At 74.7% G+C, this 14,438-nt stretch carries 11 protein-coding genes; 8 read left to right on the top strand and 3 right to left on the bottom strand.

The genetic code is table 11. From position 1 onward, the window contains the following. Nucleotides 1-50: 50 nt before the first annotated feature. Nucleotides 51-2,708 (bottom strand): SpoIIE family protein phosphatase, encoded by a 2,658-nt coding sequence (locus tag BLW14_RS28600; protein WP_093710010.1) that lies wholly within the window; start codon nucleotides 2,706-2,708, stop codon nucleotides 51-53. Between the two features lie 293 nt (nucleotides 2,709-3,001). Here BLW14_RS28600 and BLW14_RS28595 point away from each other — a divergent pair, with 293 nt between their 5' ends. Continuing rightward, complete coding sequence (locus tag BLW14_RS28595; RefSeq protein ID WP_093710009.1) at nucleotides 3,002-3,487, top strand: potassium channel family protein; 486 nt, start codon at nucleotides 3,002-3,004, stop codon at nucleotides 3,485-3,487. 144 nt (nucleotides 3,488-3,631) lie between these two features. Then, a complete protein-coding gene (locus tag BLW14_RS28590) occupies nucleotides 3,632-4,954 on the top strand; it encodes a geranylgeranyl reductase family protein (RefSeq protein ID WP_093710008.1) in 1,323 nt (440 codons plus the stop codon). On the opposite strand, the gene BLW14_RS28585 is transcribed toward BLW14_RS28590, so the two are convergent. Beyond that, on the bottom strand, nucleotides 4,955-5,170 hold the full coding sequence (locus BLW14_RS28585; RefSeq protein WP_093710007.1) for a DUF6059 family protein: 216 nt from the start codon (nucleotides 5,168-5,170) through the stop codon (nucleotides 4,955-4,957). It lies immediately after the preceding gene. 173 nt (nucleotides 5,171-5,343) lie between these two features. Here BLW14_RS28585 and BLW14_RS28580 point away from each other — a divergent pair, with 173 nt between their 5' ends. The 4 genes from BLW14_RS28580 to BLW14_RS28565 are packed head-to-tail and all read left to right on the top strand — an operon-like array spanning nucleotide 5,344 to nucleotide 8,456. Then, complete coding sequence (locus tag BLW14_RS28580) at nucleotides 5,344-6,117, top strand: AfsR/SARP family transcriptional regulator (RefSeq protein WP_093710006.1); 774 nt, start codon at nucleotides 5,344-5,346, stop codon at nucleotides 6,115-6,117. A gap of 1 nt (nucleotide 6,118) precedes the next feature. Then, the gene (locus BLW14_RS28575) at nucleotides 6,119-6,889 is read left to right on the top strand and encodes a thioesterase II family protein (protein WP_093710005.1); all 771 of its coding nucleotides are present in this window, start codon (nucleotides 6,119-6,121) and stop codon (nucleotides 6,887-6,889) included. Then, nucleotides 6,886-7,749: a metallophosphoesterase family protein gene (locus BLW14_RS28570; RefSeq protein ID WP_093710004.1), complete on the top strand. Its 864-nt coding sequence runs from the start codon at nucleotides 6,886-6,888 to the stop codon at nucleotides 7,747-7,749. Before BLW14_RS28575 ends, BLW14_RS28570 begins: the two co-directional genes overlap by 4 nt. Then, nucleotides 7,746-8,456 carry a 4'-phosphopantetheinyl transferase family protein gene (locus BLW14_RS28565; protein WP_371128094.1) on the top strand — a complete coding sequence of 237 codons (711 nt, stop codon included), beginning with the start codon at nucleotides 7,746-7,748 and terminating at the stop codon, nucleotides 8,454-8,456. Before BLW14_RS28570 ends, BLW14_RS28565 begins: the two co-directional genes overlap by 4 nt. Here BLW14_RS28565 and BLW14_RS35635 read toward each other — a convergent pair. After that, entirely contained in the window at nucleotides 8,393-11,119 is a 2,727-nt protein-coding gene (locus BLW14_RS35635; protein ID WP_093710002.1) for a helix-turn-helix transcriptional regulator, read from the bottom strand. The two genes, BLW14_RS28565 and BLW14_RS35635, sit on opposite strands and share 64 nt — an antisense overlap. Before the next feature lie 244 nt (nucleotides 11,120-11,363). On the opposite strand from BLW14_RS35635, the gene BLW14_RS28555 reads away from it, so the two are divergent. Then, nucleotides 11,364-14,015: a DUF6531 domain-containing protein gene (locus tag BLW14_RS28555; protein WP_093710001.1), complete on the top strand. Its 2,652-nt coding sequence runs from the start codon at nucleotides 11,364-11,366 to the stop codon at nucleotides 14,013-14,015. Continuing rightward, nucleotides 14,008-14,412: an allene oxide cyclase barrel-like domain-containing protein gene (locus tag BLW14_RS28550; protein ID WP_018522894.1), complete on the top strand. Its 405-nt coding sequence runs from the start codon at nucleotides 14,008-14,010 to the stop codon at nucleotides 14,410-14,412. Before BLW14_RS28555 ends, BLW14_RS28550 begins: the two co-directional genes overlap by 8 nt. Nucleotides 14,413-14,438 lie beyond the last annotated feature (26 nt).

Below are 14,438 nucleotides of genomic sequence, written 5' to 3'. Positions count from 1 at the left end.
GTGACTGAGCGGCGCGGGGCCCGGCGGTGCCGGGCCCCGCGTCGTCGTGGTCACAGCGGCCACTCGGCCGTCGGGGGCGGCCCTCCGAGCGCCTGCTCGGACCAGATGACCTTGCCCCGGTCGGTGTATCTGGCCCCCCAGCGCTGGGCGAACTGGGCGACCAGGAAGAGGCCCCGGCCGCCCTCGTCGGTCGTGGCGGCGTAGCGCAGGTGCGGGGATGTGCTGCTGCAGTCGGAGACCTCGCAGATCAGGGACCGGTCGTGCAGCAGCCGGACCTTGATGGGCTCGGAGCCGTAGCGAATGGCGTTGGTGACCAGTTCGCTCAGGATGAGTTCGGTGACGAACCCCTCCTCGTCCAGCCCTTGGTCGGAAAGCCAGCGGATGGCCTGCTTGCGGACACCGGCGACGGCGGCGGGGTCCCGGGGCACTTCCCACTGGGCGCGCCGGGAGGGGTCCAGGGTGCGGGTCCGGGCGACCAGCAGGGCCACGTCGTCGCCGGGGCGGCTGGGCAGCATGGCGTCCAGCACGTCGTCGCAGGTCTCCTCGGGGGTGCGGTCGCGGTCGGCGAGCGAGCGGCGCAGCATTTCCAGGCCGTCGTCGATGTCCCGGTCGCGGCGCTCGACCAGGCCGTCGGTGTACAGGACGAGGCGGCTGCCCTCGGGCACCTCCAGCTCGGTCATCTCGAAGGGCATGCCGCCGATGCCGAGGGGCAGCCCGGCCGGGATCTCCGGGAAGCTCACCGTCCCGTCGGGCAGCACGAGCGCGGGCCCGGGGTGGCCGGCCCGGGCGACCGTGCAGCGGCCGGACACCGCGTCGTAGATCGCGTACAGGCAGGTGGCGCCGGTGATCGCGGCGCCGCCCGAGCCCTCGTCCTGGTCCATCCTGACCACCAGCTCGTCGAGGTGGCCGAGGAGTTCGTCGGGGGCGAGGTCGAGCGTGGAGAAGTTGAGGACCGTGGTGCGCAACCGGCCCATGGTGGCCGCGGCGTGCAGCCCGTGTCCGACGACGTCGCCGACGACGAGGGCGACCCGGGCGCCGGACAGCGGGATCACGTCGAACCAGTCGCCGCCCACGCCGGCCTGCGCGGGGAGGTAGCGGTAGGCGACGTCGAGGGCGTTCTGCTCGGGCAGGCCGCGCGGAAGGAGGCTGCGCTGGAGGGTGACGGCCATCTGGTGCTCGCGGGTGTAGCGGCGGGCGTTGTCGACGCTGACCGCCGCGCGGGCCACCAGTTCCTCGGCGAAGGAGAGGTCGTCGAGGTCGAAGGGCTCCTCGTTCCCGGCGCGCCAGAAGTTGGCGACGCCCAGGATGACTCCCCGCGCCCGGAACGGGACGGAGAGCAGGGAGTGGTAGCCCTCCTCAATGACGCGGACGGCCTTCTCCGGGTCGGCCTCGCGCCACTGCCGGGAGGCGGCCAGGTCCGAGACGATCCAGGTGTGGCCGACGCCGGTGCCCAGGCCGTCGGTGCTGGCCGGCAGGTAGCCGATGACGCGCCCGGCCGGGTAGAACGGGTGGCCCTCGACGGCGCCGCTGACGGCGGTGCGGCGCAGGTCCAGGGTGTCGCCGGTGGGCGGGTGCGGTTCCTCGCCGCGCAGGACGGAGTCGGACAGGTCCACGGTGACGCAGTCGGCGAAGCCGGGCGCGGCGACGTCCGCGAGTTCCTGGGCGGTGGTGGTCACGTCGAGGGTGGTGCCGATCAGGGCGCCCGCCCGGTAGAGCAGCGTCAGCCGCTCGCGCACGGTCTCGGCGCGGCCGGTGAGGGCGCGCAGTTCGGTGGTGTCGCGCAGGGTCGCGACCATACCGGGCTGGCCGCCGCGTTCCTCGGTGGGGCGGAGGTTGACGGCGAGCAGCCGGTCCCCGGCGGGGCGCAGTTCGTCGGTGGCGACCTGTCCGGAGGCCAGCAGTTCCGCGGTGCCGGCCGCGAGACCGAGGTCGGTCACGGCGCGGCCCTCGGCGTCGGGCGGGAGGTCGAGCAGTCGCCGGGCCTCGTCGTTGACGAGCAGCAGCCGGTGATCGGGGCCGATGATGAGGACGCCTTCGCGCACGGCGTGCAGCACGGCGTCGTGGTGTTCGTACATCCGGGTGATCTCGGCCGGGCCGAGGCCGCGCGTCTGGCGGCTGAGGCGGCGGCCCACCAGGGTGGCGCCGACCGTCGTGAGGGCGAGGGCGGTGACTCCGGCGCCGATGGTCAGCGGGACGCTCGGGTAGGCGAGCCGGTTGACGGCCTCGACCTTGATGCCGACCGCCACGAGTCCGGCCACGGAGCCGTCCCGGCGCTCGACCGGCACCGCCGAGGCGACGGATCTGCCCCGGCTCGCCGAGACGGTACGGGTGACGGCCTCCCCGTCGAGGGCCTCCTTGTAGGGGCCGGGGATCTTCTTGCCGATGAGGGCGAGGTCGCGGTGGGTGTAGCGGATGCCGTTGGAGCCGGCCACGACCACGTACTCGACACCGGTGCTCTGCCGGATCTCCTCGGCGCGGGGCTGGAGGACGGCCGTGGGGTCCTTGCTGTCGAGCGCCGCCGCCACGCCCGGGGCGTGGGCGAAGGTCTGCGCGACGCTCAGCGACTGGGTGCGCGCCGCGCTCATGCTGTCGCGCCGGCCCTGCACGACGAGGGCGACGACGGCGGCGGCGTCGAGCAGGACGACGATGCCGAGCATGAGGATGAAGAACTGGCCGGCGACGGTGCGGACACTGAACAGGGCGCGCAATCGGCGCCCTGGTGAGGCCCGCTCGGGCGGCGGTCCGGAGGGCGCGGGTGTGTCACCGCCCGGGCGGCCGCCATCATGTCGATGCGGACGCCGGGCGGAGCGGTGAAACCTCGCCCGGAATCGACCTGTACCACCCACGTATCCAGGTTTAACACGGATCGTCGCGGGGCGATCGGCGTGCGGGCCCCGGCCGCTTTCCCGGGCGGTCCCGGCCCGGTGCGATCGGGTGACGCGGGGGGCGGCCGTCGCGTGCCCGGCCGCCGGGAGCGCCGCGGCCGCCCGATGATCCGGAAATGGTGCCTGTATTCCTGACCAAGGCGGTCGAGCTGCTGCTCGGCCGGGAGAACCGCTCGCTGCATCTCAAGGCGGCCGGCTGGGCGACGGTGCTGCTCGCCGTGACGATGCTGCTCGGATCCTGGCTGGTGGTCCTGGCCGAGCGGCACGCGCCCGACGCCACGATCACCTCGTATCCGCGGGCGCTGTGGTGGTCGGTCGAGACCGCGACGACCGTCGGTTACGGGGACCTCTTCCCGGTCACGCTGTGGGGGCGGGTCGTGGCCGCCGTGGTGATGGGCGTCGGCATCACGACGTACGGGATGGTCACGGCCGCCCTCGCGACCTGGTTCGTGGGACACGAGCAGCGACGCCGGCACCGGCTGGCCGCCGACGCCGAGCACGCCGCGCGCCGGATGCGGGACGACACGGAGCGGCTGCTGCACGAGCGCTTCGACCGCATCGAGCGGCTGCTCGCCGATTCGGGCCGCAGGCCGCCGGGCTGAGCCGTCGGGCCGCTTCGCGTGTGAACGGCGCGGTGCCGGGCACCCCTTTCTCGATCACCCGCCCCGGGGCCCTCGAAACCGGCAGGATGTCGGTGTACAGGGCCGTCGTCCCGGCGGCGGTGCCCCACCGAGGAGAGGAGCCCCATGCGGGAGACGCGTGCAGAGCGGTCGCCGTCGGACGAGGAGGCCGCTCACGGCGCGGCCGAGGAGGCCCAGGTCATCGTGGTGGGTGCGGGCCCGGCCGGTTCGTCCGCGGCCTACCACCTCGCCAGGGCCGGGGTCGACGTGCTGCTGCTCGAGAAGTCCCGCTTCCCGCGCGAGAAGGTGTGCGGGGACGGCCTGACCCCGCGCGCGGTGCACCAGCTGATCCGCATGGGCGTCGACATCCAGGCCCCGGGCTGGACCCGGTCGCGGGGCATGCGCTGGGTGGCCGGGCCCCGGCAGGTGGAGATCGACTGGCCGGCGCTGGGCGGCTTCCCGAACTTCGGGCTCACCCGCAGCCGGCACGACTTCGACGACATCCTGGCCCGGCACGCGGTCGCGGCCGGTGCCCGGTTGCGTACCGGGGTGAAGGTGAAGGAGCCGGTGACCGACCGGGCCGGGCGGATCACCGGGGTGACGGCGGTGTCCGGGGCGGGCACGGCGGTGCACCGGGCGCCCGTCGTGATCGCCGCCGACGGCGCCTCGGCCCGGATCGCACTGGCCATGGGCCTGGAGCGGGACGCCAAGCGGCAGATCGCCACGGCCGCCCGGCGCTACTACCGCAGCCCGGAGCGCTCGCGGGAGGACTTCCTGGAGCTCTGGGCCGACCTGCGCTTCCCGAGGAGCGACGCCTATCTGCCGGGGTACGGCTGGATCTTCCCGATGGGCGACGGCCGGGTCAACGTCGGTCTCGGGGCGCTCCCCCACCGCCGGCTCGGCAGCGCCGACCTGCGGGCCACGCTGGACCGGTGGCTGGCCCGCACCCCGGCCGAGTGGGGGCTGCGGGAGGAGAACGCCGAGGGGCCCGTACGCAGCGCCGCCCTCCCGCTGGGCTTCAACCGCCATCCGCTGTACACCCGGGGGCTCCTCCTGGTCGGTGACTCCGGGGGCATGGTCAGCCCGTGGAACGGCGAGGGCATCGGGCAGGCCCTGGAAGCGGGCGAGGTCGCCGCCGAGACGACGGCGCTCGCACTGGCCCTGCCGCCGGGGCCGAGGCGGGAGCGGGCGCTGCGCCACTACCCGGCCGAGATGAACCGCCGCTGGGGCCGCTACTACCGGCTGGGCAACACGGCCGCCGACCTGATCTTCAGCCGGTCGGGCTTCCAGCCGGTGCTGAACCGCTATGTGATGGGTTCGCCCGCCCTGCTCAACACGCTGGCCCGGCTGCTCACCAACCTCACGGAGCACCCGTCGCGCGACGCGATCGACCATGTCCTGAACACGGCGGTCCGGCTCGTGCCCACGCCGGGCCTCCGGCGTCGCTGACTAGGGCTCGGGCGTCCCGAGCAGTTGCCGCCCCCAGGCGAGTTCGGCCGGGCTGAGCGGGATTTCGGGGCACAGGCGCTCGGGATGGCCGGGGGGCGGCCCCTCGGCGGGGCCCGTCCGGCGCTCGTCGACGGGCGGGATGTACACCCAGATCTGACCGAAGGCGATGAATGAGGACACGAAGGACCGCAGATACCGGGCGAGGGCGAGGCGCATGCCGTCAGCGTTCCCGTCCGCGCCAAAGCCACTCCAAAGCCGGCCGCACCCCATGCGTTTCGGCCAATCGGTATACGTACGCAGTTTCCCCGATGTGCGGACAGGCGCGCGCCCTCGAAAGTGACTGGAGCCGGACGAACGAAAGTCCGTTCCCCCTATCGCACGAGGTTTCGATGCGCTACGAACTGCTCGGCCCGCTCCGCGTCTCCCACGAAGGCCGGGGCTGCTCCCTCAGCGCCCCCAAGATGGAAATGACTCTGGCCACCCTGCTCGTCGGAGCCGGACGTGTGACCACCAAGGATCAGATCATCGAGGAGCTGTGGGGTTCGGGGCCGCCCCGGCGCGCCTCGGCCGCCGTCCACGTCTACCTCTCGCAGCTGCGCAAGTTCCTCACGGCGGCCGGCGGCGACGGGGGCAGCGCCATCGTCACCAAGCCGTCCGGCTACCTGATGCGGCTGGACGGAGCGGGTTACGACGTCGACGACTTCCGGACCGCCGTGCGCGAGGGCCGCGGCCTCCAGCAGGCCGGCCGGTACGAGGCCGCGCTCGACGCCTTCGGGCGGGCGCTGTCCCTGGTGCGCGGCCCGGTTCTGGACGGCACGCCCGAGGGCCCGGTCCTGACCCGCTTCGCGACCTGGGTGGAGGAGGAGCGGCTCGCCTGCCTGGAGCTGTCCGTCGAGGCCAGCACGGCACTCGGCCGGCACCGGGAGGTCATCGGCCTGCTGAACACCCTCACCGCCGAACATCCTCTGCGCGAGGCTTTCTACCGCCAGCTGATGCTGGTCCTGTACCGCTCGGAGAGGCAGGCGGAGGCGTTGGAGGTGTACCGCTCGGCCCAGCGCGTCCTGCGGTCCGAGCTGGGCCTGGAGCCCTGCCGGTCGCTGCGCAGGCTGCATCAGGCGATCCTCACTTCGGACCGCCTCCTCGACCTGCCGATGGCGAGCTGACGTGGCCGCCGTGAACCAGGACGCCTGGCTGCGCCGCTATCACCCCACGGACGCCCGCGCCGAGCTGGTCTGCTTCCCGCACGCGGGCGGCGCGGCGGGCTTCTGGCGTCCGCTGTCCGCCGCCGTGCACGCCTCGCTGGACGTGCGCGCCGTCCAGTACCCGGGCCGCCAGGACCGCTACCGCGAACCGCCCGTCCGCGATCTGCACCGGCTCGCCGATCTGGTCGCCGGGGCGCTGGCGTCCGGGCCGCCGCCGGCCGGGCCGCGGATCTTCATCGGGCACAGCATGGGGGCCTCGCTCGCCCACGAGGTGGCGCTGCGGCTGTCCGGGCGCCACGGGCCGGCGGCGCTGATCGTCTCCGGCCGCCGGGCTCCCTCGCGACTCGGGGCCGGGGAGCGGCTGGAGACCGACGAGGCGGTGATCGCCCGGGTCCGCGCGCTGGGCGGCACCGACCCCGCCGTGCTCGCCGATCCCGATCTGCTGGGGGTGATCCTCCCCGCGCTGCGCGCCGACTACGCGGCCGTCGCCGGTTACGTACCGGGCGGCGGCCTCCTCTCGTGCCGGGTCGTCGCCGTCACCGGGGACAGCGACCCGGAGGCGCCGCCGGAGGACGTACGGGCGTGGCGCGAGCACACCACGGGCCCCTTCGAGCTGCGGGTCCTGCCGGGCGGTCACTTTTCCCTGAACGACCACATGCCGGCCCTGGCGGAACTCGCCGTCGCGCTGTCCTCGCAGGCCCCGGCGCACGGGCGGGCGGTGGGTCGCTCGTGAGCGGGGCCGGACGGCTGCTGGCCATCAGCGACCTGCATGTGGCGTTCGACGAGAACCGGACGGTGCTGGAAGGGCTGCGCCCCGGGCACCCGGACGACTGGCTGCTGGTGGCCGGGGACGTCGGCGAGGTCGCGGGAGATGTCGGCCGGGCCCTGGAACTGCTGAGCCGGCGCTTCGCGAAGGTGGTGTGGGTGCCGGGCAACCACGAGCTGTGGACCCACCGCCAGGACCCGCTCACCCTGCGAGGCCTGGCCCGGTACGAGCATCTGGTGCGGATCTGCCGGGACCTGGGCGTCCTGACGCCCGAGGACCCTTATCCGGTGTGGCACGGGCCGAGCGGCCCGGTGACCGTGGCCCCGCTGTTCGTCCTGTACGACTACACCTTCCGGCCGTCCGGCACCCGGACCCGCGAACAGGCGCTGGAACGGGCCCGGGAGAGCGGCATCGTGGGCGCCGACGAAGCGCTGCTGCACCCTGACCCGTACCCCTCGATCGACGCCTGGTGCCGGGCCCGCCTGGCGCTGACGGAGCGCCGGCTCGCGGAGCTGCCGCCCGGAACCGGGACGGTGCTGGTCAACCACTTCCCGCTGGTCCGCGAGCCCACCCGCATCCTGCGGCACCCGGAGTTCGCACTGTGGTGCGGCACCGAGGCCACCGCGGACTGGCACACCCGGTTCAACGCCCGCGCGGTGGTGTACGGGCACCTCCACATCCCGCGGACCACCTGGCACGACGGGGTCCGTTTCGAGGAGGTGTCAGTGGGCTACCCCCGGGAGTGGAGCCGCCGGAGCGACGGCCCGGGCCGGCCACGCGTGATCCTGCCCGGTGTCGGGGCGGACGCGCCGGAGGCCCGGCGGTGATCGGCGCACTGCTGCCCGTGGGAGCGGTCGGGGCCGAGGTGTACGACGACCCGCCCGGCGCGCGGCTGCACCCCGCGGAGGAGGCGGCCATGGCGCACGCGGTGGCGTCCCGGCGCCGGGAGTTCACCTCCGTACGCCACTGCGCGCGCCTCGCGCTCGCCCGGCTCGGCGTCGGCTACGAGCCGCTGGTGCCCGGCCGCCTCGGCGCTCCGCGCTGGCCGGACGGGGTGACCGGCAGCATGACGCACTGCGAGGGCTTCCGGGCGGCCGCCGTGGCGCGGAGCGGGGTGCTGGCGTCCGTCGGCATCGACGCCGAGCCCGACCGTCCGCTGCGGCCGGGCATGCCGGAGTCCATCGCGTTGCCGGCGGAGCGGGCACGCCTTGCGGAACTGGCTTCGGAGCGGCCCGGGTTGGCGTGGGACCGGCTGCTGTTCAGCGCCAAGGAGGCGGTGTACAAGGCGTGGTTCCCGCTGACCGGCCGGCTGCTCGACTTCCCGGAGGCGGAGATACGGATCGACGCCGGGGGCACCTTCCGGGCGGTGCTGCTGGTGCCCGGCCCCGTGGTCGGGGGCCGGGCGGTCCGGGTCCTGCACGGCCGGTGGGCGGCCGGCCGTGGGCTGCTGGTCACCGCGACCGGGGTGCCTCAGCCGGCCAGGGCCATCAGCCGGACGAGCGCGGCGCGCGAGTTCACACCGAGCTTGCTGTAGATGTGCGTCAGATGGACGTCCACGGTGCGCGGGCTCACCCGTAGCCGGCCGGCGATGTCCTTCGTCTTCAGTCCCTCGCCCGCGAGTTCGGCGACCTCACGCTCGCGCAGGGTCAGCTCACCGAGACCGTCGTCCTCGCACCGCTCCGCCATCCGCCCGGCGGACCGGGCCAGTTCACGGGCGCGGGCGCCCGCCGGGCTGGCGTCGCCGAACAGCACCCGGGCCTCCTCGTAGCACGCGGCGGCCTCCGCCGGGAGTCCGCGGCCCATCAGGGCGTGCCCCCGGGCCAGCAGCGCGTGTCCGCTCTGCTCGATCAGGCCGACGGCGGACGCGGCCTCGGTGGCGCGCTCCGCCCAGGCGTCCAGGCAGGCCGTGCCCGCGCCGTCCGCCTGGACCGCCGCCGCGCCCAGCAGTTCGTAGTTGCGGGCGGCGAACACCGCGACCGGCTCGGCCACCCGCCACGCCTCCCGCTCGGGCAGCAGCAGGGCCAGCGCGGCTCCGGGGTCGCCCGAGGCGAGTGCGGCCTCGGCCAGGAGCAGGGCGTTGAGCGGCGTCCGGGGCTCCGGAACCGTACGCCCCGCCGGGGCGGGGTGCGGGGCGGTGCGGCCGAGCTGGGCCCAGGCGGCGGCGCTCACCGCGTCGGACAGGGCGGCGTGATCGCCGCGGCCCATGGCGCGGGAGACGGCGGTGCCCTCCTGGACGGCTCCGAGGGCGTCGGCGAGCCGGCCGCTCTGGTAGTGCACGTAGCCGAGCGTGTCGAGCAGGGGCGGCAGCAGGTGGGCGTCGCCCCGGTCGCGCGCCGCGGTCAGGGCGCGTTCGGCATGCCCGTGGGCGGGCCCGTACCAGCCCATCAGAGCCTCGGCCCAGCTGAGGACCAGCAGGTAGCCGGCCTCCGCGTCGCCCGCCGCGCGGCCCGTGTCCAGCTCGTCCAGGGCGTGGGCGGCCGCGTCCAGGGACGTCTCGGCCGCGCACATGTCGGCGTCGAGCACCGCGCACAGCCCGGCGAGGCTGAGGGCGCCGCCGAGGGTGACGGGGTCGGCGCCGAACGTGCGGTGCGTGAGGATCTCGACTTCGGTGCGGGCGGGCACCTGGCCGGCGAGCACCTTGGCCAGCTGCTGGTGGACCCGCAGCAGCAGTCCGGAACCGGGCGACGCGGCCTGGGCGGCGGGGAGTTCGGCGGCCAGCAGGGCCTGCGCCCCCTCGTCGTGCCCGGTGCCGGCGAGCACGGCGGCGAGGAAGGCGGCGGTGCGGGCGCGGGCCTCGGGTGACCGGCCGTCGGGTCCGGCGAGGATGTCCGCGCGCAGCGACATGATGCGCTCGGCGTCTCCCTGGGCGGCCAGCGCCCGGACCACCTGCTTCCACAGGTCCGTGCCTCCGGCTCCGGCATCGCCCCCCGTCCGGCGCCGAAGGCGGAGCGCGGCCGTCAGCCAGTGCGCCGCGTCCGCCGCCCGGCCGGCCTGGACGCAGGTGCGGGCGGCGGCGGCCAGGACCTCTCCGTCGGCCGGGTGCACCCCCGATCCGGCACGCTCGATGTGCGGGGCGATGTCGAGGGCGGGGAGTCCGAGGCGGGTGAGCCTGTCCCGGGCACGGCGGTGGGCGGCGGAGCGCCAGCAGGGGTCGGCGTCGGCGTACAGGCAGCCCCGGAGCAGCGGGTGGCGGAAGGCGAGGACACCGGGTTGGTCCGTGGCGCGGACCAGGTCGCGGCGGCGCAGGCCGGACAGCTCCCGGCAGGCGTCGTCGCGGGTGGTGCCGGCCACCTCGGCGACGGCGTCGATGTCGAAGACGCTGCCGAGGACGGCGGCGGCGTGCACCACTGTGCGGGCGGTGCCCGCGAGCAGCGCGGTCTCCGCGAGCAGCCGGGCGCCGAGCGCGCCGGCGGTCCCGAGGTCGAGGGTGTCCCCGGTCCGGGGCCCGGCCTCGGCGAGGGCGGTGAGGTAGAGCGGGTTGCCGTCACCGCGGGCGTGGAGGCGGGGCAGTGCGGGGTCGTCCGGGTCCAGGCCGAGGAGTGCGCCGCACTGCTCCTCGGTCAGCGGGCCGAGGCCGATGGACTCGACGGCCCCGGTCTCGCCGCCCTGCTGGAGGACCGCGCGCAGGGGGACGGGGGCCTGCCGGGGGCGGTGGGCGACGACGACCAGCAGGCCGCGGTCGAGGGGCCAGCGGATCAGGGTCTCCAGGAGCCGGATCGAGCCGGGGTCGGCCCAGTGGAAGTCGTCGAGGACGAGCAGGGTGCCGTCGGGTGCGGAGGCGGGCCCGGTCGCGAGCAGGCGGCGCGCTTCGGCGAGGAACGGGGAGCGCCAGGCGTCCTGTTCGGCGCCGGGCGGGAGTTCGGTGAGGGCCTCGACGAGGACGGCGGTGGCCGCCGTGACCGCTGCCGGCCGGGTGGCGGCGCTCTGCCAGATGGTGAGGGCCTGGACGAGGGGGTGGAACGGCACCCGGGTCTCGGCCTCGGTGCAGCGTCCGTGGAGCACGGCAAGTCCCTGGGCGCGTGCCTCCCGGGTGAGTGCGGTGAGGAGCGCGGTCTTGCCGGTTCCCGGGTCTCCCGCGAGTTCCACGATGGCCGGGCGGCCGTCGCGGGCCGCCCGGAGGAGGCTGCCGAGCCGTGCGGTCTCGGCGACGCGGACGGCCGCCGCGGTGCCCGGCCCGGTGATGGTGGTGATGCCCATGAAGCAGGTCCCTTCCCCCGGTCCGCGCGACCGCTCTCCCGGCGCACGGAGACGCCCAACTGCCTTGGCCCTCGCCAGAGTAGGCGCGGGTGACGGCGTGAATCGTTCTGTAACAGAACCTTCATGGTGCGTTCCGGATGGGCGCGGCCGGTGACCTTAGGGGTGCTTTAGACGCCCCCGGCAGCCTGGCGACCGTCGAAACCCGCTGATTCGCCTCCCCGCCGGTCCAGTTGAGGAGCCGCCCGTGACCACGCCCCGGGACCTGCCCGCCCATCGCGCCGTGCGGCGCCTTGCCCTCGGAGACCGCTGCGAGCTGCTGGTCGACCTGCACGAGGGCGAACTGATCGTGCGCCAGCTGGACCTGGTCGTCGCCGGGGGCTCCCGCCATCTGCGTCTGGTGCGCGAATACCGCAGCCATTCCCGGGCGGAGCTGGGCTTCGGCCCCGGCTGGTCGTACGCGGCGGGCCCCGGTTTCGAGCCCGACACCACGGGCGAGCCGGTGACGTTCACGGACGGCCGGGGCCGGGTGGTGTCGCTGCACCGTGACGCCGACGGCCTGGTGACGAAGATCGTCGACCCGCTGGGGGCCGAGGCCGCGTCGTTCGCGTACGACCGTGCCGGACGGCTGGAGCGGCATACCGGGGCGGACGGGGCGACCACGGCCTTCCTCTGGGACGCGGACGGGCGGCTGGTGCGCGTCACCGACGCGCTCGGCGACACCGTGGACCTCTCCTACGACGGCATGTTCGCCGTCTCGGAACTCTCCTGGACCGGTCCCGACGGCCGGGCGCGTACGGCGTTCGACTACGGGGCGGACCGCACGCTGGTGACCGGGCCCACGGGGCTGCGCACGGGGTACGTCTTCGACGCGCAGGGCCGGCCGACGGCCGTCGAGCACCCGTCCGGCCAGGTCCTCGTCCGCACCCGGGACGCCGGTGGCCGCCGGATCTCCGTCACCGACACGACCGGCGCCACGCTCACCCGGACCTACGACGACCAGGGCCGTCCGGTGTCACTACGGCTGCCGACGGGGGCGCTGTCCCGGGTCTCGTACACCCCGCTGGAGGGCGGCGGGACGCTCACCGCGCTGCGCGGTCCGCTGGGTGACGAACTGCTGCTGGAGTACGACGCGGCGGGCCGCCCGGTCCGCAGCCGGGCGGCCGGACGCGGAGCGGACGTGGACCGGCGGAGCTACGACCCGGTCCACGGCGGGCTCACGGAGATCACCGACGGCAACGGCGCCCGGACCCGCTTCGGCTACGACGAGGCCGGCGACCTCACCTCCGTCACCCCGCCCGCTCCGCTGGGCCGCACGGTCTTCGGGTACGACGGGCTGTCCCGGGTCACCTCGGTGACCGGCGGGGCCGGTGACCGCATCGGCCACCGCCACGACCCGGCGGGCCGGCTGACGGAGGTCACCGACGAGAACGCGGGGCGCACGCTGCTCGTCCTGGCGCGCGACGCGCTCGGCCGGGTGATCCGCAAGTCGGGGCCCGGCTGGTCCTATGCGTTCGGCTGGGTCAGGACGGCGGGGGGCGACCGGCTGACGGCCTCGGTCCGCACCGGCGAGGCCGGTTCGGCTCCGGAGGCGACGGGTGCGGTGTACGACTCCGAGGGCGCGCCGACCTCGTTCACCACCCCGGGCGGCACCACCCGCTACGGCCTGGACGGCGCGGGCCGCACCGAGACGGTCACCACTCCGGCCGGCCGCACCGCGCGGTTCGTCCGCGATGCCGCCGGGCGTCCGGTGCACGTCGAACTGGGCGCGGCCGTACAGGAGTTCCGTTACGACGCGTCTGGCCGCCGGACCGCCCTGACGGTGCGCGGGCCGGGCGGCGAGACGCTGCTGTCGGCGGAGTACGGGTACAGCTCGGGCGGCGGCGCGGACAGCGACCGGCTTCGATGGACCGTGGCCGACGGGGAGTTCACCGGTTACGCGTACGACGGGCTCGGGCGCCTCGTGCGGGCGGGCGACACCACGTTCGCGTACGACGGCGCCCATCATCTGCGCCGGCTGGGATCGACGGAGTTCACGCTCAACGACGCGGGCCAGGTCGTCCGGTTCGGCGAGACCCGGTTCGCGTACGACGGAGCGGGCAACTTCACCGAGGAGACGAACCCCACCGGCTCGTTCCGCTACAGCGCCACCCACCAGACGCTGACCGGTGTCTTCGGCGGCGTCCGGGTCGTGGACGTGGACTACGACGGGCTCGGCCAGGAGACACCGCGCCGCATCACCGAGACCACGGTGGACGGGCGCACCGTCACCCATGTGCTGACCCACTCCGCGCTCGGCATCGTGCGCACGAGCGACGACGGAGTGCCGACCGACTACGTGCGCACCCCGGACGGCACCCTGCTCGCCGTCCTCACCTCGACGGGCCGCCACTACTGGGCGGTGACCGACCAGCAGGGTTCCGTCCTCGCGCTGATCGACGAGGAGGGCGGGCTCGCCGCCCGCTACCGCTACACCCCGCACGGGGCTGTATCGGCGTCGGGCGAGGCGGCGGCGGTGAACCCGTTCCGCTACCGGGGCGCGTATCAGCTGCTGCGCAGCGCGCACCTCCTGGACCAGCACCTCTACAACGGGTTCTGGGGGCGCTTCACGCAGCCGGACCCGACGGGTGCCCAGTACGCCCCGTACACCTTCTCCGACAACGACCCGGTGAACAGCGGGACCTGGACGCGGCTCGGCCTCTGGTCCGTGCTCGCCCGGCCGCACGAGCCCGCCGCAGAGGTCTTCTTCCCGCCGGCGCACTCCCCGGACGCGGCCGGGGCCGCGACGGATGCCCTCACCGGACCGGGCGCGCGTCTCGCCGCGCCTCCCCTGATCGCCTGGGCGCCACCGCCCGGGTCCGTATCCCCTTCCTATCGAGAGGAACCGTCAGATGGCTGACCAGATCGTGCTGCGCGTCCCCAGGGAAGTCGTGGTCAAGGTGGTCGACGACGTCGAGGTCGCCGATCCGAGCGTGGGCCAGACCGGCACGTTCGACGACGAACTGTTCGACGAGGACGGCAAGTTGATCGGCACCTCGCACGGTTCGTTCCGCATCGAGTACGTGCGGCCGGGTGACGGCGGGCTGCTGACCTACTACACCGAGGACATCACGCTCGACGACGGCACCATCCACGCCGAGGGGTGGGCGGACTTCAACGACGTGCGCACCAGCGAGTGGGTGCACTATCCGGCGACCGGGACCGGCGGCCGCTACGAGGGGCTGCGCGGCTTCCGCACCTGGCGGATGACCGGGGTCAGGGCCTCCGCCGAGGCGCGCATCCTGCTGTCCGACTGAGGCCGGTTCCGTACGAGCGAGGAAGG

Origin of the sequence: Streptomyces sp. 2131.1, from assembly GCF_900105515.1 — a bacterium.
GTDB classification, from domain to species: domain Bacteria; phylum Actinomycetota; class Actinomycetes; order Streptomycetales; family Streptomycetaceae; genus Streptomyces; species Streptomyces drozdowiczii.
This window is presented reverse-complemented; position numbering and strand designations above follow the sequence as displayed.

Bases quoted from the DNA above. Each gene is read 5' to 3' on its own strand.
- BLW14_RS28595 (WP_093710009.1), top strand. From the start codon at position 3,002: ATGGTGCCTGTATTCCTGACCAAGGCGGTCGAGCTGCTGCTCGGCCGG.
- BLW14_RS28580 (WP_093710006.1), top strand. From the start codon at position 5,344: ATGCGCTACGAACTGCTCGGCCCGCTCCGCGTCTCCCACGAAGGCCGG.
- BLW14_RS28590 (WP_093710008.1), top strand. From the start codon at position 3,632: ATGCGGGAGACGCGTGCAGAGCGGTCGCCGTCGGACGAGGAGGCCGCT.
- BLW14_RS35635 (WP_093710002.1), bottom strand. From the start codon at position 11,119: ATGGGCATCACCACCATCACCGGGCCGGGCACCGCGGCGGCCGTCCGC.
- BLW14_RS28585 (WP_093710007.1), bottom strand. From the start codon at position 5,170: ATGCGCCTCGCCCTCGCCCGGTATCTGCGGTCCTTCGTGTCCTCATTC.
- BLW14_RS28550 (WP_018522894.1), top strand. From the start codon at position 14,008: ATGGCTGACCAGATCGTGCTGCGCGTCCCCAGGGAAGTCGTGGTCAAG.